General features: G+C 71.1%; 19 protein-coding genes. 10 read left to right on the top strand and 9 right to left on the bottom strand.

Going from position 1 to position 23,552, the window contains the following annotated elements:
- Positions 1-55 precede the first annotated feature (55 nt).
- The 4 genes from ACFZBT_RS24860 to ACFZBT_RS24845 form a co-directional block, all read right to left on the bottom strand.
- Complete coding sequence (locus tag ACFZBT_RS24860; protein WP_391107160.1) at positions 56-901, bottom strand: ATP-binding cassette domain-containing protein; 846 nt, start codon at positions 899-901, stop codon at positions 56-58.
- 38 nt (positions 902-939) lie between these two features.
- Positions 940-2,001 (bottom strand): iron chelate uptake ABC transporter family permease subunit, encoded by a 1,062-nt coding sequence (locus ACFZBT_RS24855; RefSeq protein WP_391107157.1) that lies wholly within the window; start codon positions 1,999-2,001, stop codon positions 940-942.
- Positions 1,998-3,059: an iron chelate uptake ABC transporter family permease subunit gene (locus ACFZBT_RS24850; protein WP_391107154.1), complete on the bottom strand. Its 1,062-nt coding sequence runs from the start codon at positions 3,057-3,059 to the stop codon at positions 1,998-2,000. Before ACFZBT_RS24850 ends, ACFZBT_RS24855 begins: the two co-directional genes overlap by 4 nt.
- 87 nt (positions 3,060-3,146) lie before the next feature.
- Entirely contained in the window at positions 3,147-4,490 is a 1,344-nt protein-coding gene (locus ACFZBT_RS24845) for a SidA/IucD/PvdA family monooxygenase (protein WP_391107150.1), read from the bottom strand.
- 246 nt (positions 4,491-4,736) lie between these two features.
- Here ACFZBT_RS24845 and ACFZBT_RS24840 point away from each other — a divergent pair, with 246 nt between their 5' ends.
- From ACFZBT_RS24840 to ACFZBT_RS24820, 5 genes are all read left to right on the top strand, one after another.
- Complete coding sequence (locus ACFZBT_RS24840; RefSeq protein WP_391107147.1) at positions 4,737-5,684, top strand: formyltransferase family protein; 948 nt, start codon at positions 4,737-4,739, stop codon at positions 5,682-5,684.
- A gap of 419 nt (positions 5,685-6,103) precedes the next feature.
- Complete coding sequence (locus ACFZBT_RS24835) at positions 6,104-8,542, top strand: zinc dependent phospholipase C family protein (protein WP_391107144.1); 2,439 nt, start codon at positions 6,104-6,106, stop codon at positions 8,540-8,542.
- A gap of 1 nt (position 8,543) precedes the next feature.
- A complete protein-coding gene (locus ACFZBT_RS24830; RefSeq protein WP_391107141.1) occupies positions 8,544-9,659 on the top strand; it encodes a hypothetical protein in 1,116 nt (371 codons plus the stop codon).
- 93 nt (positions 9,660-9,752) lie between these two features.
- Positions 9,753-10,130, top strand: coding sequence for a hypothetical protein (locus ACFZBT_RS24825; protein WP_391107138.1), 378 nt, complete (start codon positions 9,753-9,755; stop codon positions 10,128-10,130).
- Positions 10,127-10,393, top strand: coding sequence for a hypothetical protein (locus ACFZBT_RS24820; RefSeq protein ID WP_391107135.1), 267 nt, complete (start codon positions 10,127-10,129; stop codon positions 10,391-10,393). Before ACFZBT_RS24825 ends, ACFZBT_RS24820 begins: the two co-directional genes overlap by 4 nt.
- Before the next feature lie 167 nt (positions 10,394-10,560).
- Here ACFZBT_RS24820 and ACFZBT_RS24815 read toward each other — a convergent pair whose 3' ends face one another.
- Both ACFZBT_RS24815 and ACFZBT_RS24810 read right to left on the bottom strand, forming a co-directional pair.
- Entirely contained in the window at positions 10,561-11,067 is a 507-nt protein-coding gene (locus ACFZBT_RS24815; RefSeq protein ID WP_391107132.1) for a hypothetical protein, read from the bottom strand.
- Positions 11,068-11,153: 86 nt separating this feature from the next.
- Positions 11,154-13,028 carry an ABC transporter transmembrane domain-containing protein gene (locus tag ACFZBT_RS24810; protein WP_391107429.1) on the bottom strand — a complete coding sequence of 625 codons (1,875 nt, stop codon included), beginning with the start codon at positions 13,026-13,028 and terminating at the stop codon, positions 11,154-11,156.
- Between the two features lie 225 nt (positions 13,029-13,253).
- Between ACFZBT_RS24810 and ACFZBT_RS24805 the strand changes: the two genes are divergently transcribed.
- From ACFZBT_RS24805 to ACFZBT_RS24785, 5 genes are all read left to right on the top strand, one after another.
- A complete protein-coding gene (locus ACFZBT_RS24805) occupies positions 13,254-14,237 on the top strand; it encodes a lysylphosphatidylglycerol synthase domain-containing protein (protein WP_391107129.1) in 984 nt (327 codons plus the stop codon).
- A gap of 335 nt (positions 14,238-14,572) precedes the next feature.
- Entirely contained in the window at positions 14,573-15,670 is a 1,098-nt protein-coding gene (locus ACFZBT_RS24800) for a mechanosensitive ion channel domain-containing protein (protein WP_391107126.1), read from the top strand.
- A 394-nt stretch (positions 15,671-16,064) separates the two neighbouring features.
- Positions 16,065-18,284: an NADP-dependent isocitrate dehydrogenase gene (locus tag ACFZBT_RS24795; protein ID WP_391107122.1), complete on the top strand. Its 2,220-nt coding sequence runs from the start codon at positions 16,065-16,067 to the stop codon at positions 18,282-18,284.
- Positions 18,285-18,496: 212 nt separating this feature from the next.
- Positions 18,497-19,285: an N-formylglutamate amidohydrolase gene (locus ACFZBT_RS24790; protein ID WP_391107119.1), complete on the top strand. Its 789-nt coding sequence runs from the start codon at positions 18,497-18,499 to the stop codon at positions 19,283-19,285.
- A 67-nt stretch (positions 19,286-19,352) separates the two neighbouring features.
- A complete protein-coding gene (locus tag ACFZBT_RS24785; RefSeq protein WP_391107117.1) occupies positions 19,353-20,576 on the top strand; it encodes a cytochrome P450 in 1,224 nt (407 codons plus the stop codon).
- Between the two features lie 234 nt (positions 20,577-20,810).
- Here the strand turns inward: ACFZBT_RS24785 and ACFZBT_RS24780 are convergent, their stop codons facing one another.
- The 3 genes from ACFZBT_RS24780 to ACFZBT_RS24770 all read right to left on the bottom strand — a co-directional run bounded on the left by ACFZBT_RS24780 (position 20,811) and on the right by ACFZBT_RS24770 (position 23,364).
- Positions 20,811-21,299, bottom strand: a complete 489-nt coding sequence (locus tag ACFZBT_RS24780) for a hypothetical protein (protein WP_391107114.1) — start codon at positions 21,297-21,299, stop codon at positions 20,811-20,813.
- Positions 21,296-21,871: an RNA polymerase sigma factor gene (locus ACFZBT_RS24775; protein ID WP_382588512.1), complete on the bottom strand. Its 576-nt coding sequence runs from the start codon at positions 21,869-21,871 to the stop codon at positions 21,296-21,298. The genes ACFZBT_RS24780 and ACFZBT_RS24775 overlap by 4 nt, the downstream gene beginning before the upstream one ends.
- Positions 21,872-21,933: 62 nt before the next feature.
- The gene (locus ACFZBT_RS24770) at positions 21,934-23,364 is read right to left on the bottom strand and encodes a S8 family serine peptidase (protein ID WP_391107109.1); all 1,431 of its coding nucleotides are present in this window, start codon (positions 23,362-23,364) and stop codon (positions 21,934-21,936) included.
- Positions 23,365-23,552 lie beyond the last annotated feature (188 nt).

Raw genomic sequence — 23,552 nt, 5'->3', positions numbered from 1 at the left:
GGCAAACCTTACCGTGGGCGAGTGAGGTGAGCCTAGCCTTACTTATCCGTCTTTATCAGGATGTGTCCAACTGGACGTGTGTACGACCGATCGGGACGATGAGCGGCCGGTCCCCCACCGGGTCGTCGATGACCAGGGCGCGCAGCCCGAACGCCTCGTGCAGCAGCTCGGCGGTGATCACGTCACGCGGGTGGCCCTGCGCCAGGACCGAACCCTCCTTCATCACCACGAGGTTGTCGCTGTAGCGCGTGGCCAGGTTGAGGTCGTGCAGCACCATGACGACGGTGCAGCCCGATTCGTGCAGGTCGTCCACCAGGTCCAGGACGTCGATGGCGTGCGCCAGGTCCAGATAGGTCGTCGGCTCGTCCAGCAGCAGCAGATCGGTGCCCTGGGCCAGCGTCATGGAGATCCAGACGCGCTGGCGCTGCCCGCCGGACAGCGCGTCGACCGGACGGTCCGCCAGATCGGACACGCCGGTCATGGCGAGCGCGCGCTCCACCACCTCGGCGTCGTCCGAGGACCACTGCCGCAGCCAGCTCTGGTGCGGATGGCGGCCCCTGGCGACCAGGTCGGACACCGTCAGCCCCTCCGGCGCGACCGGCGCCTGCGGCAGCAGGCCGAGCTTCTTCGCCACGTCCCGGGTCCGGAGCCGGCCGATGTCCTCGCCGTCCAGGACGACGGAGCCCCCGGTCGGCTTGAGCAGCCGGGACAGCGTCTTCAACAGGGTCGACTTGCCGCAGCCGTTGGGGCCGATGATCGTGGTGACGACCCCGGGCGGTATCGCCACGTCGAGTTCGTCGATGACGGTGCGGGCGCCGTACCCGACCGTGACGCCCCTGGCTGCCAGCCGGGAGGCGCCGTCGACCCCGGTCTTGGGCTGGGTGATGGACTGAGCGGCCACAAGCCCCCCTTACTTAGGTATGCCTGACTCTTGTACACCTATCTGAGGTTGGCCCGCACCAGCAGATAGACCAGGAAGGGGCCGCCGATCGCGGCGGTGACCACGCCCACCGGGAGCGAGACCGGCAGCGCCGTGCGCGCGAGCAGGTCCGAGCCGATCAGCAGCGACGCGCCCACGAGACCGGAGGCCGCCATGGGCGGTGTCGGGCACCGCGCCAGACGCATCGCCACCTGCGGCGCCACCAGCGCGACGAACGGCACCGGGCCCGCCGCGCTGACGGCGAAACCGGCCAGCAGGACGGCACACAGCAGCAGGACGGCCCGAACCGCCGCGTACCGCACGCCCAGTCCCGCGGCGACCTCGTCGCCGAAGTGCATCGGCTTGAACTGGAAGGCCACGCCCGTGATGACGACCAGCAGGGCGAGCGTGCCCCAGAGCGCCACCCAGACCTCGTCCCACGAGCGGTCGTCCAGGGAACCGACCAGCCAGGCCTGGGCCTGGGCCACGTCCCTGATGTCGGCCGTGACCAGCAGCCAGCTCGTGATCGCCTCCATCACGGCGCTCACCGAGATGCCGATGAGGATGAGCCGGAAGCCGTCGACCCCACGCCGCCAGGCGAGGAAGTACACCAGCAGCCCCGTGCCGAGGCCGCCGGCGAGCGCCGCCGCCGACAGGCCCACGGAGTCGACGACGGCCGCCGCGGCCCCGCCCGACACCGTCACCAGGAACACCGCGACCGCGCTGGCGCCCGAGGTGATGCCCAGAACGTCCGGGCTGGCCAGGGGATTTCGGGCGATGGACTGCGTGATCGCCCCGGACACTCCCAGCGCGATGCCCACGACGAGCCCGGCCAGGGCGCGCGGCATCCGCAGATCCATGATCACGAACTGATCGACCTGCTCGCCCCGCCCGAGGAGCGTGGCGATCACCTGCGGCAGCGCGATGGGGAAGTCCCCGACGCCGATGGACACGCAGAACACCAGGAACGTGACCGCGGCCAGCAGCAGCGTGACGCCCACGAGCCAGGGCCGCCAGACGAACGACACCCGGCCCAGCCGCACCCCCGGCGGCAGCGACGACTTCACATCTGTCACGTTCACGCGCTCCTGAATTTTCCGCGCCACACGAGCACCGCGAAGAAGGGGGCGCCGAGGAGCGCCACGACGACACCCGCGTCCAACTCGCCCGGCCGCACCACCAGTCGCCCGATGATGTCGCAGACCAGCAGCACGACCGCGCCCAGCAGACCGGCGTAGGGCACCAGCCAGCGGTAGTCGGGGCCGGTCAGATAGCGGGCCACGTGGGCCACCATCAGGCCGAGGAACGCGATGGGTCCGCAGGCGGCCGTCGCCGCGCCCGCCAGCAGTGTGATGGCGGTGATGCCGACGGTGCGGCTGAGCGCGATGTTCACACCCAGCCCCCGCGCCACGTCGTCCCCCAGGTTGAGCAGGTTGAGGGAGGGCAGCATGGCCAGGGCCAGCACCAGCCCGACGGCGATGAAGGCGGTCACCGGCCAGATGACGTCGAACCCGACTCCGGCCAGGGAACCAGCGTTCCAGAACCTGAGCGCGTTCAGCGACGCCTGGTTGGACAGCGCGACCGCCGTGGTCATCGCCATGAGGAACACCGTGATGCCCTGCCCGGCCAGGGCGAGCGTCAACGGGTTGCCCGCCCCCCGGCCGATGCTCGCGAGCCCGAACACCACGACCCCGGCGACCGCCGCCCCCAGAAAGGCGAACCAGACGTACTGGAACGGGTTGGACAGCCCGAACACGGCGATCACCGACACGACGGCGAACGAGGCGCCGGTGTTCACCCCCAGCAGGCCCGTGTCCGCGATGGGGTTGCGCGTGTACCCCTGGATCAGCGCACCGCCGACGCCGAGGGCGATACCGGCCACGATCCCGAGCACCGTCCGGGGCACCCGTACGGTCTCCACGATGAGCCGGATCTCGGTGAGCCGCTGGTCGGACGTCGGGGCACCGAAGAGCCCGTGCCACACCTCGCCGGGAGTCAGTGCCCTCGCGCCGACGGCCAGCGACAGCACCGCGGCGACCACGAGAGCCGCCACGAGGATGCCCAGACCCAGGACCCGCCGCCGACGGGCCTTCGATGTGCCCCCGGGCGCGGGGCGCTCAACCACAGCAGTCGTGCCCATGTGGACGTACGTTATCCCTTGCGCTGTCTGCGAGTTGATCCAGGATCGTGCGGTTCGCCCATGCCCTGAACGGGCGCGGCGCGGCGCTCAGCGGGCCGTGCTGCCCGTACCGTCGGCGAGCGTGCGGGCCGTGTCGGCGCCCCGGCCGAGCAGCGAGTCCAGTATCTCGCCCACCCTGATGGCCGTGTTGGAGAGCAGGGACGACGTGATGCCGTGCGTGTGCTCCGTGCCGCCCTGGAGATAGATGCCGCAGCGCAGCCCCGGGTCGGTCGCGATGCGCCAGTCGCGCTCGACGCGGACCCGGCCCTCGTCGTCCCGCAGGCAGGCGTCGGCGACCTCGCCGAGGAGCGCGGTCGGGTCGGCCTGGCTGTAGCCGGTGGCGAAGACCACGACGTCAGCGTCCAGGTCGGTCTCCGCGCCGGTGACGAGGGACGTCACGGTGGCCCGGGCGCCGGCCTGCGTCTCCTTGACGCCGGTGAGCCGGGAGACGTTGAGGAAGCGCAGGCGCTCGGTGCCGAGGACCTTCTCCTGGTACGACTGCCGGTAGAGGTCGTCGATGAGGTCGATGTCCACCACGGAGTAGTTGGTGTTGCCGTGGTAGTCCATCAGCCGGCGCTTGACGTCCTCGGGGGCCGAGAAGTACTCGTCGACCGCCTGGGGGTCGAAGATGCGGTTGGCGAAGGCGCTGTCGTCGGCGGGGCTGTAGCCGTAGCGGGAGAAGACCGCGCAGACCTCGGCCTCGGGGAAGCGCCGGTGCAGGTAGGCGACGTTCTCGGCGGCGCTCTGTCCGGCGCCGACGACGACGAACCGGGAGGGTGACGTCCCCTCAAGTTCGTCGACCTTCGCCAGCAGTTCGGAGTTGTGCCAGACGCGGTCGCCGCGCTCCACGCCCTCGGGCATGAGGGGGCGCAGCCCGGTGCCGATGACGAGGTTGCGGGCCCGGTGGACCTCGAGCCCCCCGCCCGACCGGACGGTCACGTCGAGGTACTCCACGACGCCGTCGCGGGTCACGGGCGCGACGCCGACGACCTCGTGGCCGTAGGAGACCATGTCGTCGACCTGGGCCGCCGCCCACTCGAAGTAGTCGTGGAACTCCACGCGCAGCGGGAAGAGGTTCTTGTGGTTGATGAAGTCGATCAGCCGGCCCTTGCTCTGCAGGTAGCAGAGGAAGCTGTACTCGCTGGACGGGTTCCGCAGCGTCACCAGGTCCTTGAGGAAGGAGACCTGCATGGTGGCGTCGTCGATGAGCATCCCGCGGTGCCAGCCGAAGCGGGGCTGCTGCTCGAAGAAGTGGGCGGTGACTGCCTCCTGCCTGCCGACGCGCGCGTTGTGCTCGCGGAGCGCGATAGCCATGGCCACATTGGACGGTCCGAAGCCGATGCCAATGAGGTCGTGGACCGGTTGTGCGTCACCAGGAAGAACCTGCGACATGTCACTCCCATCGTGCGGGGCAGCCGCGTGTCAGGTGTGGAAGAAACGAAAGGCGGGCATGCCAACGAAACGGCACGCCACGGAACTTAGGTGAGCCTAAGCTAAACCGGTGAAGGTGTCGACAGGACAAAACGGACACCCGCCGGACGGGGCTCCACAACTGGGGCATCACAGCCCCCCGTTGCGGACTAAGGTAAGCCTTGCTTTACTTGCCTCGGCCAAGCCCTTGCTCTGAGGAGGAACCCCATGCGGGTCGTCATGTTCGGTTACCAGACCTGGGGGCATCGCACCCTGCAAGCCCTCCTGGAGTCCGAGCACGACGTCGTGCTGGTCGTGACCCACCCCAAGAGCGAGCACGCCTACGAGAAGATCTGGAGCGACTCGGTCGCCGATCTCGCCGAGGAGCACGGCGTACCCGTGCTGATCCGCAACCGCCCGGACGACGACGAGCTGTTCGACCGCCTCAAGGAGGCCGACCCGGACATCATCGTCGCCAACAACTGGCGGACGTGGATCCCCCCGCGCATCTTCGGCCTCCCCCGCCACGGCACGCTGAACGTGCACGACTCGCTGCTGCCGAAGTACGCCGGCTTCTCCCCGCTGATCTGGGCCCTCATCAACGGCGAGCCCGAGGTGGGCGTCACGGCGCACATGATGAACGACGAACTCGACGCCGGCGACATCGTCCGGCAGGAGGCGGTACCGGTCGGTCCGACGGACACCGCCACCGACCTCTTCCACAAGACCGTCGACCTCATCGCCCCCGTCACCATCGGCGCGCTCGGCCTCATCGCCTCCGGCCAGACCGAGTTCACCGAGCAGGACCGCTCCCAGGCGTCGTTCTTCCACAAGCGCGCCGACGAGGACAGCCGCGTCGACTGGACCTGGCCTGCGGAGGACCTGGAGCGCCTGGTCCGCGCCCAGTCCGAGCCGTACCCCAGCGCCTACACCTTCCACCGCGGCAAGCGGCTCGACATCCTGGCCGCCTTCGTGTCCGAGGGCCGCTACGGCGGCACTCCGGGCCGGATCTTCTACCGCGAGGGCGACGGCGTGGTGATCGTCGCCGGCGCCGACGCCCGCACCGGCCGCAACCAGGGCCTCGCCATCACCCGCGTACGGACCGAGGACGGCCGGGAACTGCCCGCCGCCGAGTACTTCACCTCCATGGGCGGCTACCTCACCAACCGCCCCTGACGTGTCGGCCCCGGTACGGTCCCGGGGCCGGCCGCACATCGCCGCCGCGCGGACTTGGGTCCGGGCGGCGGCGATCGCGTGTTCACGGACGGGCCCGGGTCGGGATGACCGCGCTGCGCCGCCCGTGACCGGCGTGCTGCACTTCGAGGCGTACCTCGTCTACGCGACGGGCACGACAGCGGGCCGAAGCCGGGCGGAGAAACCCCCCGCCCGATGGCTGCGGCCGTGGCCTCTCGCGGTCCTGGAGCTCGTCAACCACGGATGCCGGGCGAGACGGCAGAGACCGTTGGGTTCGCGGAAGTCAGCTCCCGGACCCGGATACGCATTTGAGCTGATACACCAAGGAGAGATCTTGCTGTGTGATGGCGCACGCCCCGTTTCCACCCGCGGATCGGGGCGAACCAGGGGGCGGTGGCGTCATGCCAGGTTGGTACATCCACATGGAGGCAGCGCGGCTCGCGGCGGAACGTCTGGAAGCGGCAGACGTCCCTGCGGAGCTGAGTCTCGACCCGACGGAGGCGCAACGGCTCGGCGGGCTGGCGCACAAGTGGCGCAACTACCTCGCCCTCGGATCGATCGCCCCTGACCTGTTCTACCTGCTGCCGGACTTCAAGACCCGCCACGGTGGCCCTCTGTTCGGCGTGGCCGAGTGGGTACTCGACGTCTGGAACACGGTCGAGGAGCAGTTTCTCGGCCCCTGGGAGAAGTGGATGGGGCCGGTCGGCGCGAACGACGAACAGCTCGCCGCGCAGCTGACCGGCGGCCTTTCCCGGCAGATCGCGCAGGCCATCGACCTGGCCTCGGACGCGATCGGCAACGCCATGCTGACCGTTCCGACGCGACTGTGCGACGTGTTCGGCCAACTGTCGTCAGGCCCGCCGCAGGGATTGACGGAGCCGGCCTTCTACTGGTCCGACATGGTGCACTACCGTCGTACCTACGACCTTCCCCGGGTGCTGCTCCGCCGCGGAAAGGACGCCGAGGCCGCGGCCCGCACGGACTCCGAGCGCGCCGATGCCGAGACCGTGCAGGCCTTCGCCCTGGGCTGGGCCAGTCACTGTGCCACCGACGTGGTGGGCCACGCGTTCACCAACGCCAAGTCGGGCGGCCCGTTCCGGCTCCACTGGCAGCGGCATCACCTCGTGGAGAACCACTTCGACTCCCTTGCGTACGACAGCCGGTTCGGCGCGGGCACGCACTACCGGACGCTCGGCACCTCGGCCCTGCACTTCCGCGTCTCGTGGCGCCGACGCGACGACGCCCCCTATCAAGGGCGGCAGGACGCACCGGCGTACGACTACTTCACCGGCTTTCCCAGCTATGACCTCGGCCGGGATCCGGCCGAGGAGTTCGCCCGCCGCCGGCACTTCTCCATGGCCGCCGGACAACTTCCCGAGCACCTCGTCCGCGCGATCACCGAGACGTTCCGGGAGGTGTACGCCGACCCCGCGTCCGACGACATCACTCCGAAGGTGCTGGAGACCTGGGCCCCGGAGTTCAGCGACCAGGGGCGGCCGAACGAGCGGGCCCTTCAGGTGATGTGGGAGATCGCGCACCGCTATCTGTCCCATATGTCCAGCGCGGGACTGAGCCTGTCCCCACCCCGACCGCCCACGGAGATCAACGACCACCCCTTTCCCAGCCCTCCCGGCAGCCTGGCAGTCGGGGACGAAGGGCGCGGGAGCGATCTGTCCGATGACTCCGTGACCGCACTCGATCTGTTCCTGGCCGTGATCGCATGGCTGCTGTTCCTCAAGCAGGTGGTCGAGTGGCTGGTGACGGTGCTGCCCGGCCTGATCCTGGACGTCGCCACGTACCCGGCCCGCGTGATGTTGCACTACACGGTGATCGGCCCGCTCTACTCGCTGTATGTGGCGTCGCGCCGACTCCTGGTGATGAGTGGGTTCCTGGCTCCTGAGACGTTCGAGATCGACCCCGGACTGGTGACCCTGGGACGAGGCAGCACGTTCTGGCGGGCCTCGCTGCGTGCCGACCTGGCGGACGGGGCGGGATTCGCGCCGCTGCCCACCGGTTCCGACGAGCCCAGCGGCAGGCCGTCCCGCTCCGACGCCCGGCATGCCGATCCCGCGTATCCCCGCGACACGCCCCGTGATCCGGTTCCCGTGCTCTCACAGCTGCTCGCCGCGGCCGGCGCGCCACCGATGCCCCCTGGAACAGGGGGAGACCAGGAGTTCAGCGAGTGGGTGTTCCCCTGGCGCTACCCGGAGCGCGACGTCCAGGGTCACCGGCTGGGCTGGGAGGCCGATCTGGTCCATGCCGGCCCGTTCACGCTCGGCGAGGACGCCACCGCTCTGCTGGCGCGGCAGCCGACGGACACGCAGGTGGCCGCGGAGTACGAGGCGGCATCGGACCCGGCGGACACGGAGGAGGTCAGCAGGCGGCGGCTGCCCCAGGACCGGCATCTCGGCCATCCCGTGGACTACAGCCTCTACTTGATCTCTCGTTTCGCCGCCGGTGACCACGTACCGAGCTTCAACCTCGACTCGGACCGGGGGTATGCCTGGCGATGCTGGGACTGGTCACGGCACACGCCGTCGCGGGACGCGGCGGGCGTTCCCTGGTGGGACTGCCTGCCGTTCGATGAGGGCGCGTTCGCCATGCAGCAGCCCTGTACTCCCCCGGCCCAGTTCGACGGCTACTGGGCCCGGCCCCACCAGCCCGCGTGGCCGGTGCCCCTGCGCAGCGACCACTCCTTCGACCCGGCGCAGCGACGGCTGTGCGGCTACCTCGACCACAAGGGCGGCAACGGGTCGTGCGGCGACCGGATCCCGGACGCGGGGATCCCGCAGGACCAGCGCGACCGCGCCCAGGGCTTGCCTCCGGAAGGTGAGGGCTGACATGACCGAGAACATCACGGGCATCCCCGGCGACGCCGGTCTTGAGCGTGGCCTGCCACCTGACGGAACCAGCGACCCCGAGGTACCGCAGGCACCTGAACTGCCGCCCCTGGACCCGCAGTGGAGGCCTTCCCGGCTGACCGACCGACTGGATCAGCAGTTCGGCGGGCAGCTGCGGGAGCGCCCACGGTCGCGGCTGTGGTTCCCGCACCTCCTCATCAGAGGAGCTCTCAGCGACACGGGGCAGCGTCCCCTGTGGCAGCCGACGCCATGCTGGCTCAGTCCCGACCTGCACCTGCTCCCGGCAGGAGCGCCGCCGGACCTCAGCCGGACCGTTCAGTCGCCCCGGGTGGGCAAGGCCTACACCGTCGTCGTCCACGTATGGAACCTCGGACGGTTCCCGGCGTTCGGAGTGACCGTTCGCGCCTGGTGGGTCGATCCGGGCTTCTTCTCCGGAACCCAGGACCCCCGCTACCTACCGCACTACATCGGGGGTGCCTTCACCGAACTGGGGGACCGCGACTCGGGTTCCGCCCACCGCCTGGTGGCGATCCCCCAGCCCTGGGAGGTCCAGGATCAGGCCCAGGGACACGCGTGTCTCCTCGCTGTCGTGGAAGCCTTCGCCGACGCGTGGACCGGCGACCTCGGTGCCGCCAACGCCGACCGGCACGTCGCCCAGCGCAACCTCACCCTGATCCGGGGCGACCAGGAGACCACCGAGATCCTGAACCTGCTGGACGACAAGGTCGACCGGGAGGAACGCCTGGTGCTGCACCTCGGGGAGGTAAGGCCGGCCTCTCTGCGGGGTGCGGCGTCCCGCGGCGCGGCCACACGCGGTACCGCGCCCTCGAACGCCGGCCCGCTCGTGCCCGGCCGGCTGCGCCGCACGGCCACCCTGGCGCGCACGGACAGCGGGTGGTTCGCCGACCTGGACGGGGGGCCGGCGCTGACCCCGACCGGGACGGAACGGCTCGGGGAAGCGGTCGCCGTCGTACTCGGATCCAGGGGGACAACCGCGGGCGACCTGCTCGCGAGCCCGCGCCTGGCCGGCCTGCGGTCAGCGGCTCTGCATCTTTCCACCGGGACATCGGGATACACGGTCATGCTGCGCGCCTGAGCAGGGCGGGCATCGACACCACATGAGGACGGTCAGATGAGCCGACCCGAAGAGCCCGCCCCCGGAGCACCGGCATGGGCGGGACCGAGCCGAATGATTCCCCTCACACCCGAGGACTTCGAGGCCATGGACACCGCCCTGGCACTCGTTCCGGAACTGCGCCTGGCGGCGCTGGCGGTGAGCCGAGCCCGTTGCCTGGGCTTCAGGTACCCGATCCGCAGCACCCGCACGGTCGCGGAACTGCTCGGGGAGGAAGGCCGGCTGTCCGCGGGAGGTCACGACATCGACCGCGCCGAGATCCGCCGCTATCTGGTGCCCGGAGAGCTGCCCATCGAGAACGAGGGCGCCCTGGCCACCGTCGTGTATCACGCGCTCCAGCGCTGCAGGCAGCGCCAGCAGCTCGAGCGAGCCCTCCGGACCTTCGACGAAGCGCTGCTGCCGGATCCCGACACGGAGGTGACGTCGCCATGAGTGGTGCGCAGTGGGTCGACTGCCCGGCAGGCCGGTGGACCCAGGTGTCCAACCAGCCGGCCCCGTTCGGCTTCGTCTACGTCTGGAGCCGTGACGGTGCCGTGCAGGTCAGGTGGCGCCGCTATCTGGAGACCCCGCCCTTCTTCACGGAGGACACGGCCACCATCCCCCAGGGACAGAACACCTGGATCGTGCCGCCCGCCTTCATCAACACCTGGTGGTTCAACCCGGTGACCAGGTTCGCCGTGCTGCGTCTGACCTGACACGAGCGCGGACGTGACAGGAGGGCCGGAGGTCACGTCCGCCAGGGGCAGCCGCGCTCCGGCCTGCCGGCCGACGTGTTCGCCACCGGCCGCGCCTTCGAGACCTTCCTCGCCCGGCAGGACGCGGAGGTCGCGGGCCTCGTCCGCCGTCTGGCACCGGAGTGACGTCAGGAGGGGTTCGCGGAGGGGCCGATGCCCTGCAACTCCTGGATCGTGCCGCCGAGTTTGGCGCGCAGGGATTCGTACAGGCCCGGCTTGGCGCTGACCACCCAGCGCATGCCGACGAGGTACTTGCCCCCGTACACGCTGGCCGACTCCAGCCAGGTCTCCTTGAGTTTCTCCTCGGGGAAGGTGGTGATGAGGAAGTCGCCCTTCTTCGTGTGGCAGACGCCCTCGCGCAGTTCGTCCGCCTCGGTGCGGATCTTCGCCTTGCAGCCGGCCAGGCCGGCGATGACCTCGACCTTCGCCGGGGCCACGACACCGGCGGCGGGAGCGGCCGCCCCGCTGGGCGTCGCCGCCTTGTCACCGCCGGCCGGCTCCTGGTCGTCACCGCCGCCGCAGGCGGTGGCGAGGGGGAGCACGACCAGGGCGCCCACCGCGGCGGCGGCGCGCAGCCGGTGGGCGCGGAACGGGGTCCGGCGGTTGGTTGGTGCGTGCGGTTGCTGCTGGGACACGTCGCCTCTCCGGATGCGCGCTGTTCTGCCCTGGCGGGCAGACGTGAGTACTCGAAGAGGGGGTACGGATGCGCGCCCGGGGGCGTTCACACGCTCACCCCGCTCTCCGTCTCGCTGAACTGGGTGCGGTACAGCTCCGCGTACCGTGCGCCCGCCGCCAGCAGTTCCTCGTGGGTGCCGCGTTCCACGATCCGGCCGGCCTCGACGACGAGGATCTGGTCCGCCGACCGGACGGTGGACAGCCGGTGGGCGATCACGACCGCCGTCCGGCCTTCGAGGGCTTCGGCGAGTGCCTCCTGCACGGCGGCCTCGGAGGTGTTGTCGAGGTGGGCGGTGGCCTCGTCGAGGATGACGACGCGCTGGCGGGCCAGCAGCAGCCGGGCGATGGTCATGCGCTGGCGTTCGCCGCCGGAGAGCCGGTAGCCGCGTTCGCCGACCACGGTGTCGAGGCCGTCGGGCAGGGACCGTACGAGGTCGTCGAGGCGGGCCCGGCGCAGGGCGTCCCAGACCTCCTCCTCCGTCGCCGCGGGGCGGGCCAGCAGGAGGTTGGCGCGGACGGTGTCGTGGAAGAGGTGCCCGTCCTGGGTGACCATGCCGAGGGTCTCCCGCAGGGCCCTCGCGCTCAGGTCGCGGACATCGACGCCGCCGACGCGTACGGCGCCCTCGTCGGCGTCGTACAGGCGGGGCAGCAGGTGCGCGACGGTCGACTTGCCGGCGCCCGAGGACCCGACGAGTGCCACGGTCTGGCCCGGTTCGGCGCGGAAGGAAATGCCGTGCAGGACCTCGTCGCCGCCCCGCCGGTCCAGGGTCGCGACCTCCTCCAGGGAGGCCAGGGAGACCTTGTCGGCGGCGGGGTAGCCGAAGCGGACCTTCTCGAACTCGACCGCCACGGGCCCGTCGGGCACCCCGCGCGCGTCCGGCTTCTCCTCGACGAGCGGCCGCAGGTCGAGCACTTCGAAGACCCGCTCGAAGCTGACCAGCGCGCTCATCACCTCGACCCGGGCCCCGGCCAGCGCGGTCAGCGGCGCGTACAGCCGGGTCAGGAGCAGCGCCAGCGAGACGACCGCGCCCGGTTCCAGGGCGCCGCGCAGGGCGAACCAGCCGCCGAGGCCGTAGACCAGGGCCAGGGCGAGGGCGGAGACCAGGGTGAGCGCGGTGATGAAGGCGGCCTGGGCGGTGGCCGTCCGGACGCCGATGTCCGCGACGCGGCGGGCGCGTTCGGCGAACTCCTCCGATTCCTCCTCGGGCCTGCCGAAGAGCTTGACGAGGGTGGCGCCGGGCGCGGAGAAGCGCTCGGTCATGCGGGTGCCCATCGCCGCGTTCAGCGTCGCCGCCTCCCGCTGCATCCGGGCCATCCGGCTGCCCATGCGCCGGGCCGGGATCACGAACACCGGCAGCAGCACCAGCGCCAGCAGGGTGATCTGCCAGGACAGGGTCAGCATCACGGCGAGGGTGAGCACGAGTGTGACGAGGTTGCTGACCACGCCCGAGAGGGTGTTGCTGAAGGCGCGCTGGGCGCCGATGACGTCGTTGTTGAGCCGGGAGACGAGGGCGCCCGTACGAGTGCGTGTGAAGAACGCCACCGGCATCCGCTGCACATGGTCGAAGACGGCGGTCCGCAGATCGAGGATGAGGTGCTCGCCGAGCGTCGCCGACAGCCTCCGGCCGAGGATGCCGAGCGCCGCCTCCGCCACCGCGATCAGCGCGATGAGCAGGGCCAGGCGTACGACTCTGCCCTCGTCACCGGACGAGACGATCACGTCGACGACCCTCCCGGCCAGGACGGGGGTCGCCACGGCGAGCAGGGCGGTTCCCACGCCGAGCAGGACGAAGAGGGCGATGCGGCGCCGGTGCGGGCGGGCGAACGCGCCGATGCGGCGCAGGGTCGCCAGGGCGAAGGGGCGGCGTTCCCGCTCGGCGTTCAGGACGCCGTGCAGCTGTGTCCACGCTGTGGTCTCCATGCTCATGGCACGAAACGTAGAACCTCAAGCATTGTCGAGGTCAAGGCGCTCGCGCATCGTCCCCGACATCCCGCACAATCAGCCCGATCCCCCTCGTCCCGTCCCCCGTCCGCTCCCCGCGCGAAGGCCCCTATGACGATCTCCTCCGAGCCGCTCCCCGTACGCAATCCGCAGTCCCCGCTTCAGCAACCCGCCGTTGGCACGGCATGGGAAGTCTCTGCCGATGTGACAGCGGTACAACTCCCCGACATCCGCCCGGGACGACTCCCCCGTCGCGTCCCGGTCCGCCGCCTGCGTCAGATCCTGTGTCTGCTGCCGCTCCTGCTCGTCACCGTGGTCGCGGTGCGGCACCGGTCGGTGCTGGCCGAGGGCTTCGCACATCTGGGCACCGCCGAGTGGCCCTGGCTGCTGGCCGCGGTCGGCGCGACCTGTCTGACCTGGGTCGCCGCCTCCTGCACCCGGCAGGGGGCGGTCGTCGAACCGCTGCCCAAACGGCGGCTCCTCGCGACCCAGTTCGCGGCGGGCGCGGCCAACCACCTGCTGCCGACCGGGCTCGGCGCGAGCGCGGTCAATCTGCGCTTCATGACGGTGTGCGGGCTGCCGCTCGCCCGCTCCTCGGCCGCCCTCGCGCTGTATCTGCTGGCGGAGAGCATCGGCCGGGTGGCCCTGCTGGGCATCCTGTTCCTCGCGTTCCCCGACGCGCTGCGGCTGAGCACCCTGGTCCCGGAGACGGCGTTCGGCCCGCTGCTGGCCGGCGCCGGGGTGGTGCTCGTGGTCGCGGCGGCCGTGGTCGCCCTCGTCGGGCGGGTGCGCTCGGCCCTGGTCACCTTCCTGCGCACGGCACTCGGCGAGGCGCGCTCGGTGCACACCCGTCCGGCCCGGGCCCTGGCCCTGTGGGGCGGGTCCTTCGCCTTCCCGGCACTGCAGGCCTCCGTGCTGGTGCTGGTGGGGCAGTCGCTCGGCCTCGACGTACCGGCCGCGCACATGGCGGTGGCCTACCTGGCGGCCACGGTCGCCGTCGCCCTGGTGCCCACCCCGGGCGGGATCGGCTCGGTGGAGGCGGCGCTGGTCGTGGCGCTGGTCGCGGCGGGCGGCCCGGCCGCGGTGGCCACGGCCGTGGTCCTGGCCTTCCGGGTCATCACCGTCTGGCTGCCGCTGCTGCCGGGCGCGGTGACGCTGGGGGCACTGGTGCGGCTGAAGGTGATCTGACCCGGGTAGCGTGCCGGCGTGCGTCACGTAGAGGGGACTTCATCATGCCGGTGCGGATCGAGCGTCGGGGACACCTGAACGACGGGATGTGAGCAAGGCGGATCCGGCGCGCGTGACAGCGCGTCATGTGCAGTAACTCACCCCCAGCTCACCCCCGTCCCCGGTACGAAACCCCTTACGGGATGCGGCAGGATGAACGATTGCGCCGACCCCGGGTCAGGGTGGTCGGGCGCGACCGGACTTCCCCGAAAACGAGCAGGTGACTACGTGACGAGACTTCACATCCGGCCGTCGACGACGGTGTTCGCCGCGGTTCCCGTCCCCGGAGGTGACCGGTGAACCGGGCGCTCACGGTGGACGACCTGGTCTTCGCGGGCATCGCCCTGGCCTCGGGCCTGCTGGCGGCCTTCGCGCTGCGCATCCTGCTGCGCTGGCTGGGCGGACACGCCGACCGCACCCGCTGGAGCGGGGACGACGTCATCGTGCACGCCCTGCGGGCCGTGGTGCCGTGGGCCGCGGTCGTGGGCGGCGTGGCGGGCGCGGCGGCGGTGCTGCCGCTGACCCGGACGGTGCAGCACCACACCAACCAGGTGCTGACCGTGCTGCTCATCTTCGTCGCGACGGTGTCGGCGGCCCGGGTGGTGGCCGGCCTGGTGCGCACGGTCACCCAGTCCCGCTCCGGTGTCGCCGGATCGGCCACGATCTTCGTCAACATCACCCGGATCCTGGTCCTGGCGATCGGCTTCCTGGTGGTGCTCCAGACCCTGGGCATCTCCATAGCCCCGCTGCTCACAGCCCTGGGGGTCGGCGGTCTGGCGGTCGCGCTGGCGCTTCAGGACACGCTCGCCAACCTCTTCGCGGGCATCCACATCCTCGCCTCCAAGACCGTCCAGCCCGGTGACTACATCAAGCTCAGCAGCGGCGAGGAAGGCTACGTCGAGGACATCAACTGGCGGCAGACGACGATCCGCAACCTGTCCAACAACCTCATCGTGCTCCCCAACGGTCAGCTCGCGCAGGCGAACATGACCAACTTCATGCGTCCCGAGGAGCAGCTGACCATCCTGGTCCAGGTCGGGGTGGCCTACGACAGTGATCTGGACCACGTGGAGCGCGTGACCAACGAGGTCATCGCCGAGACGATGAACGAGGTCGACGGCGCGGTGCCGGACCACGAGCCCATCATCAGGTTCCACACCTTCGGCGACTCCCGCATCGGTTTCACGGTCATCCTGGGCGTCGGCGAGTTCAGCGACCAGTACCGGATCAAGCACGAGTTCATCAAGCGCCTGCACAAGCGCTACCGCGCGGAGGGCATCCGCATCCCCGCCCCGGCCCGCACGGTGGCGCTCCAGCAGGGCGCGGCCGTCATCCCGCAGCAGCGGACCGGCGAGTTCGAGCCGGGCGACATGACGGTCGCCCGGCTCGACTAGGGCCTGTCGTTTGGATCACGGCGCAGGGAATCGGCAGCACTTCTTCGACGCCGGTGAGCGGGGCCTGGTGCGTGCAGCTGCAAGGCGGAGGAGGGAGTCGACGCGGAGCGTCGGCGACCGACGAGAACGCGGCAGATGTGCGTGCCAGGCCCCGCGTCTGCGGCGTGATCCAAACGACAGGCCCTAGGCATCACGGGGTCACCGAGTCGTGATGCCCGCTGTCCCTCCGGTTCCGCGGAGCCGCGAGGGACGGCTTCACGGGCGCGGCTGTGTGGTGCGCGCGGGAGCCGGCCGGTCGATTGCCCGAAACTGGCGGCGGACCCCTGTCGATGATCGATCGCTCACGAGATATCTTGATGTCGAGCAATGTTGCAGACGTGGAGCGGAGCACCCGGTGACTGACTCGACCATCATCTATACGCACACTGACGAGGCCCCCGCCCTGGCGACGTATTCCTTCCTGCCGGTGGTCCGGGCTTACGCCGCGCAGGCGGGTGTCGCCGTGGAGACCCGCGACATCTCGCTGGCCGGGCGCATCATCGCCGTGTTCCCGGAGTACCTCACCGAGGACCAGCGCATCCCGGACGCCCTCGCGGAGCTCGGCGAGCTGGCCAAGACGCCCGCCGCCAACATCATCAAGCTGCCGAACATCTCGGCGTCGATCCCGCAGCTCAAGGCCGCGATCGCCGAGCTGCAGAGCCAGGGCTACGCGCTGCCGGACTACCCGGACGACCCGAAGACCGACGAGGAGCGCGAGATCGGCGCCCGCTACGACAAGGTCAAGGGCTCCGCCGTGAACCCGGTCCTGCGTGAGGGCAACTCGGACCGGCGCGCCCCCGCCTCGGTGAAGAACTACGCCAAGTCGCACCCGCACCGCATGGGCGCCTGGACCCCCGAGTCCAAGACCAATGTGGCGACCATGGGGCAGAACGACTTCCGCTCCACCGAGAAGTCCGTGGTGATCGCCGAGGACGGCGCGCTGCGCATCGAGCTGGTCGGCGACGACGGCTCCACCACCGTGCTGCGCGAGTCCGTACCGGTGCTCGCCGGTGAGGTCGTCGACGCCTCCGTGATGCGCGTCGCCGCGCTGCGCGAGTTCCTGACCGCGCAGGTCGCCGAGGCCAAGGCCCAGGGCGTGCTGTTCTCGGTGCACCTGAAGGCGACGATGATGAAGGTCTCCGACCCGATCGTCTTCGGCCACGTGGTGCGCGCCTTCTTCCCGAAGACCTTCGCGCAGTACGGCGACAAGCTCGCCGCGGCCGGCCTGACCCCGAACGACGGTCTGGGCGGCATCTGGAAGGGCCTGGACGCCCTGCCGGAGGGTGCCGAGATCAAGGCCTCCTTCGACGCCGAGCTCGCCGAGGGCCCGGAGCTGGCGATGGTCGACTCCGACAAGGGCATCACCAACCTGCACGTGCCCTCGGACGTCATCATCGACGCGTCCATGCCGGCCATGATCCGCACCTCGGGCCACATGTGGGGCCCGGACGGCGAGGAGCACGACGCCCTCGCGGTCATCCCGGACTCCTCCTACGCGGGTGTCTACCAGGCCGTGATCGAGGACTGCCGGGCCAACGGCGCCTTCGACCCGTCCGTCATGGGCACCGTGCCGAACGTCGGTCTGATGGCGCAGAAGGCCGAGGAGTACGGCAGCCACGACAAGACCTTCGAGATCCCCACCACGGGCACGGTCCGTCTGGTCGACCAGAGCGGCACCGCGCTGATCGAGCAGACCGTCTCGGCCGGTGACATCTTCCGCGCCTGCCAGACCAAGGACGCGCCGATCAAGGACTGGGTGAAGCTGGCCGTCACCCGCGCCCGCGCCACCGGCGACCCGGCCGTGTTCTGGCTGGACGAGACCCGCGCGCACGACGCCAACCTGATCGCCAAGGTCAACACGTACCTCGCCGAGCACGACACCGAGGGCCTGGACATCCGGATCCTCAACCCGGTCGAGGCGACGAAGCTGTCGGTGGAGCGCATCCGCCGCGGCGAGAACACCATCTCGGTGACGGGCAACGTCCTGCGTGACTACCTGACCGACCTGTTCCCGATCCTGGAGCTGGGCACCAGCGCCAAGATGCTGTCGGTCGTCCCGCTGATGGCGGGCGGCGGCCTGTTCGAGACGGGCGCCGGCGGCTCCGCCCCGAAGCACGTCCAGCAGCTGGTCCGGGAGAACTACCTGCGCTGGGACAGCCTGGGTGAGTTCTTCGCCCTGGTGCCGTCCCTGGAGCAGCTGGCGAAGGTCACGGGCAACGCCCGCGCCCAGGTCCTGGCCGACACGCTCGACCGCGCCACGGCGACCTTCCTCAACGAGGACAAGTCCCCGACCCGGCGCGTCGGCGGCATCGACAACCGCGGCAGCCACTTCTACCTGTCCCTGTACTGGGCGCAGGAGCTGGCCAAGCAGACGGACGACGCGGACCTGGCGAAGGCCTTCGCCCCGCTCGCCGAGGCGCTCACGGCCAACGAGCAGAAGATCGTCGACGAGCTGATCGCCGCCCAGGGCAAGCCGGTGGAGATCGGCGGCTACTACCAGCCCGACCCGGCGAAGGCCGCGGCGGCCATGCGCCCGTCCACCACGTGGAACGAGACCCTGGCGTCCCTGGCCTGACGCCCGGCCCCGCGTAGCGGCACGGACTCCGCCCCGACCGGCATGCTGCCCGGCCGGGGCGGAGCTCTGTCCGCGGGGGCGCGGCCGGGGTCGTGTGGCGGCTTGTGGGGCTCGCTCCCGGTCTCACCATCCCGTGGGGCCGTCTCGATGATCCGGCGATGTGGCACCTTGATGCTGCCGCTCGCCTCCGACCATGCCCCTGGAGCCGCCCGATGACCGATGTCCCGCACTCCTTCGAGCTGCTTGCGGGGGCCGGCGACTCCCCCGTGATCCTGCACGTGCCGCACTCCGCGCGGGAGATACCCGATGACGTACGCGCGGGGATCGCGCTGGATGACGAGGAACTGGAGCGGGAGCTGGACCACATCACCGACGCGCACACGGCGGAGATCGCCGAGGGGGCGGCCGGGCTCGCGGGGGTGCTGCCCTGGCGGTTCGTGAATCGGCTGTCGCGGCTGGTCGTCGACCCGGAGCGGTTTCCGGACGAGCGGGAGGAGATGCGGGCCGTCGGTATGGGCGCGGTGTACACGCGGACCACGCACGGCGGTGTGCTGCGGTCCGAGGGCATCGATCCCGAGCCGCTCGTCGAGCGGTACTTCCGGCCGTACGCGCGGGCGATGACAGGTGCGGTCGCGGACCGGCTGGCGGCGACCGGGCGGGCCGTGATCATCGACGTGCACTCCTACCCGAGCCGGAGGCTGCCGTACGAACTGCACGGGGACGGCCCTCGGCCGGCGGTCTGCCTCGGCACCGACCCGTTCCACACGCCTGACGGCCTGCTGGACGCCGCCCGGGAGGCGTTCGGGGAGACAGGGCTCGACAGCCCCTTCAGCGGGACCTACGTCCCCCTGGAGTTCCACGGGGAGCGGCCCGAGGTCGGCGCGCTCATGGTGGAGATCCGCCGCGACACCTACATGACCGAGCCGGGCGGTCCCGCCGGGGCCGGACGGGAGCGGCTGTCCGGCGCACTGGCCCGTCTCGTCGACGCCGTGTCCCGCTGAACGCCGGACGTCACCGGCTGGAGCACTCCCGCGCGACAAGCGGCGGGGGCGCGACGAGGGTGGGTGCATGACGGAGGAGACCACCACGCTGACCGGCCAGGAGCCGCCCCCGGTACGGGACTGGCCCGCCCTCGACCTGGACGGGACGGACTTCGACCCGGTCCTCGCGGAGCTGATGCGCGAGGGGCCGCTGACCCGGATCCGGCTGCCGTTCGGCGAGGGATGGGCATGGCTGGCCACCCGCCACGACGACGTGAAGCTGATCACCAACGATCCGCGGTTCAGCCGCACTGAGGTGACAAGGCGTCAAGTGACGCGCATGGCACCGCACTTCAAGCCACGTCCCGGTTCGCTGGCCTTCGCCGACCAGCCCGACCACAATCGGCTGCGCAAGGCCGTCGCCGGTGCCTTCACCGTCAGCGCGATGAAGCGGCTGCGGCCTCGCGCGCAGGCGATGCTCGACGATCTGGTGGACGGGGTCGTACGGGACGGGCCGCCGGCCGAACTGATCGAGCACGTGCTCGAACCGTTCCCGATCGCCCTGGTCAGCGAGGTGATGGGGGTGCCCGCCGCGGACCGGGAACGGGTGCACACCTGGACCCGGCAGATCATCTCCACCTCGGGCGGGGCCGAGGCCGCCGACCGGGCCAAGAGCAGCCTGTACGGATGGATCACGGAGACGATCCGCTCCCGCGCGGACGGCACCGGCGAGGACGTGTACTGCCTGCTGGGCGCCGCCGTGGCCGCCGGCGACCTCAGCGAGCCGGAGGCCGTCGGACTCGCCGGTCCGCTCCAGATCGGCGGCGAGGCCGTGACCCACAACTGCGGGCAGATGCTGTATCTGCTGCTGACCCGGCCAGAGCTGCGGAGGTGGTGGCACGAGCGGCCCGAGGCCCGCGACGCGCTGCTGGACGAATTGCTGCGCTACATCCCCCACCGCAGCTCCGTGGGCCTGGCGCGGATCGCCCTGGAGGACGTCGACCTGCACGGACACCGTGTCCGCGCGGGCGAGGCGGTGTACGTCTCCTACCTCGCCGCCAACCGCGACCCGGACGTCTTCCCCGAGCCGGACCGGATCGACCCCGGCCGCACCCCCAACCCGCACCTGGCCCTCGGCAACGGACCGCACTACTGCACCGGCGCCGTCCTGGCCCGCCTCCAGACCGAACTGCTGCTCGAAACCCTGCTGAACCGGCTCCCGGACCTGCGACTCGCCGTCCCCGCCGATCAGGTCGAATGGCGGCGCAGGACGATGATCCGGGGGCCGCGGACCCTGCCGTGCACCTGGTAACCGGGCTCGCCGACCATCCGGCGTCCCGGGGTGCGGGATCGCACCGGGGCTCGCCCCCGTGGTCGGCAGACCCGCCGGGTGGGGCCCGCCCGGCTGCCGGTGGCCTGGGTTCCCCGGTCCCGGCTCGCGGCTCGGTGCCGTCGGCCGGATCCGGCGCAGCCGGGAACACCCCCCAGCGCTGTTGCTCAAGCACGCCCGGCGATCAGTCGCCCAGACACGTCCGCAACGGAGTGGCTAGGCCCGCAGCCACTCCGTCACCACGACGTCCCCGCCGGTCCGCAGCCTCAGCGCGAACGGGCCGGAGAGCGGTGCGTCGCCGGTGAAGCGGCCCAGGTCGTCGGCCGTGAGCGGGGAGCCGGGGCGTGGGCCGCCCAGGACCTCGATGCGCGCCGGCTGCGGTGGCAGCACCTGTCCGAGGAGTCCGTGCGGGGTCACCTCGACGTCGACGGTCACCTCGCCCGCCCTGAAGGTCAGCATCCGGGGCGCGTCGGTGACGCCCCGGACCGGGAGGGCGTCGACCAGCGAGTCGAAGGTCAGCTCGGCGACCCGGGCGTCGAGGTCGTGCAGCGCGTACGCGTCGACGGCGATCTGCTGGAGCTCCGCGGGCACCGGGTCGAGGACGGCCGCGGCCTGCCGCATCTCCTCCTCCAGCAGCCCCGCGTCGAACTCCTCGACCGTCCAGTCCTCTTCGCCGATCAGGTCGTCGTCGTTCACGTCGCTCATATCGCCCCCCGTGCCTCGAGCCGGGCCCGCAGGCGCCGCAGACAGCGCTGACGCAGCGGTCCGATGCTGCCCACCGCGATGCCGAGCGCGGCGGACACGTCCTGATAGCTGGGCGGCGGCGTGGCCATCAGCACACGCAGCAACTGCCTGCACCGCTCGCCCAGTTCCTCGAACTCCTGCCACAGCCGCCGCACGCGTTCGCTCTGGGCGGCGGCCTCCTCGGAGTCGAGCAGCGACTGTTCGGGCGTGCCCTCCTCGCTGACCCGGTCCAGGATCTGTGGATCGTCCGTCAGGGTCAGCCGCTGCGAACTCCGGATGACCTTCAGGCACTCGTTGCGCGCCGTACTCGCCAGCCACGCGCCCGCCTTGCCGGGTTCGCGGATCCGTCCCAGGTGCTGGGCGAAGCGGAACCACGCGGTCTGGTACACCTCATGGGCGTCCGCGTCGGAGAGCCGGTGGGCCCGCACCACGGACCAGACCAGCGGGCTCAGCCCCTCCACGAGCGCCTTCCAGGCCGCCGCGTCGCCGTCGGCGGCTGCCTGGACGAGCGCGCCGGCATCAGTACGGTCCACGGCAGCCCCACCCCTCGAGTACGGCAGGTCATGGTACGCCGTGGAGGGGGCGGCTTCGGCCCTCACGGGCCGGGGACCAGGCGCACGACCGGGACCGGGCGCCAGGTGGGCGGACGCAGCGCGGGAACGTGCGCCCCGCGCACCTCGGCGAGCCCGGTGTTGGCGGCGAGCAGTTGCCGCCGGGCCGCGCGCGGGTCGGCCTCCTTGTGCTCCGTCATATGGGCGGCGACCATGCCCGCCGTCACAGGGGTGGCGAAGGAGGTGCCGCTCCACTGCGCGTACCCCTCGAACATCACCTGGTCCGGCTTCGCGACGGCGTTCTCGTCGCTCAGCACTCCGGTGTGGCGGGGGTGCCGGCAGGTGCAGCCGTAGCGGAAGCCGTAGCGGCAGGAGTCGTACGTGGAGTGCTGGTACACGTACGGGACGGGTGTCTCGAAGCCGGTGAGGGCGCTGGTGAGGCGCTCGCCGGGGGCGTAGACCCGTACCCAGGGGCCGTGGTTGGTGAAGCAGGCGCCGAACTCGCCGTCGCTGCGCAGGGCGCCGACCGAGAGTACGGAGTCCTCCCAGCCGGGCAGGTCGGCGTAGGCGGCGGGCCAGAAGGGCGTGGCGCTGCCGTTGTTGCCCGCGGCGGCGACCAGCAGCGTGCGCTGCTCGCGCAGTTCCCGCATGAAGTTCTCCACGCCGAGCAGGCCGTCGGTGCGGCCGTTGGAGGTTCCGGCGGAGAGGCTGAGGACGTCGGGCCAGCCGCCGGCGTCGACGGCCTCGAAGAGCTTCTCGCCGAACTCCGACTCCAGGATGGCGCCCGCGTCGTTGAGGCTGCCGCGCACGGTGATGTCGGTGTTGGGCGCGACGGCGGCGACGAGCCCGGCGATGAACGTGCCGTGTCCGACGTACTGCTGGAGGATGCCCCGCTCGTCGCACTCCTGGACCTGGGCGTCGCCGCCGGTGTGGGAGAGCAGTCCGCAGGAGCGGTAGTCCTTCATCAGTCCGGTGTCGACGACGAGGACGCCGACGGCGGTGTCCGGGTCGTACGCCGTGTCGGCGGCCGCCGGGTTGAGCGGCTCGCTGAACGGGACGGGGACCGGTTCGTCGCCGGGGCAGGCGTTGACGGCGATGTGGACGACATGGTTACGGGCGGCCATCCGGTGCCCGGCCCGGTCCTCCCGTTCGCGCACGGACCGCAGCGCCTGGGCGACGGCGCGGTCGGCTTCCCGGCCGCCCTCGCCGGGGTCTCCGACCCGGATGCGGGTGATGCCGCTGCGGTTGGTCCGCGGGCCGGCCCGGCGGACCTGGTCCTGGTCGAGGTCGGGGGTCGCCGTGAAGTGCGCCCGTACGGTGTCCTCGACGATGCCGGCCTCCTCGCCGTCGCGGACGAGGACGACGCCCTTCTCGTACATGAACTCGGCCGAGTCGTCCGGGCCCATCGCGAGGGGGACGTCCGGCATCGAGCGCTGAATCTGTTCGAACTGCTCGTGGAATCGCTGAGGTGCCATGGCGGGTCCTCCCACTGGGCGACGGCGTCGGTCGGTGCGGCGGAGCGGTCGTCGGTACGCGCCGATCCTCCTCGACATGAGCCGCGAGGAGGTCATTTGATACAGCGCCGGACCTGTGGGGCGTGCCCGGGGGCCACTACCATCCGAGGAGTGACAGCGGGAGACGACTCGGTGGCGGCACTGCTGCC

This window comes from Streptomyces sp. NPDC008137, assembly GCF_042957035.1.
GTDB lineage: Bacteria > Actinomycetota > Actinomycetes > Streptomycetales > Streptomycetaceae > Streptomyces.
This window is presented reverse-complemented; position numbering and strand designations above follow the sequence as displayed.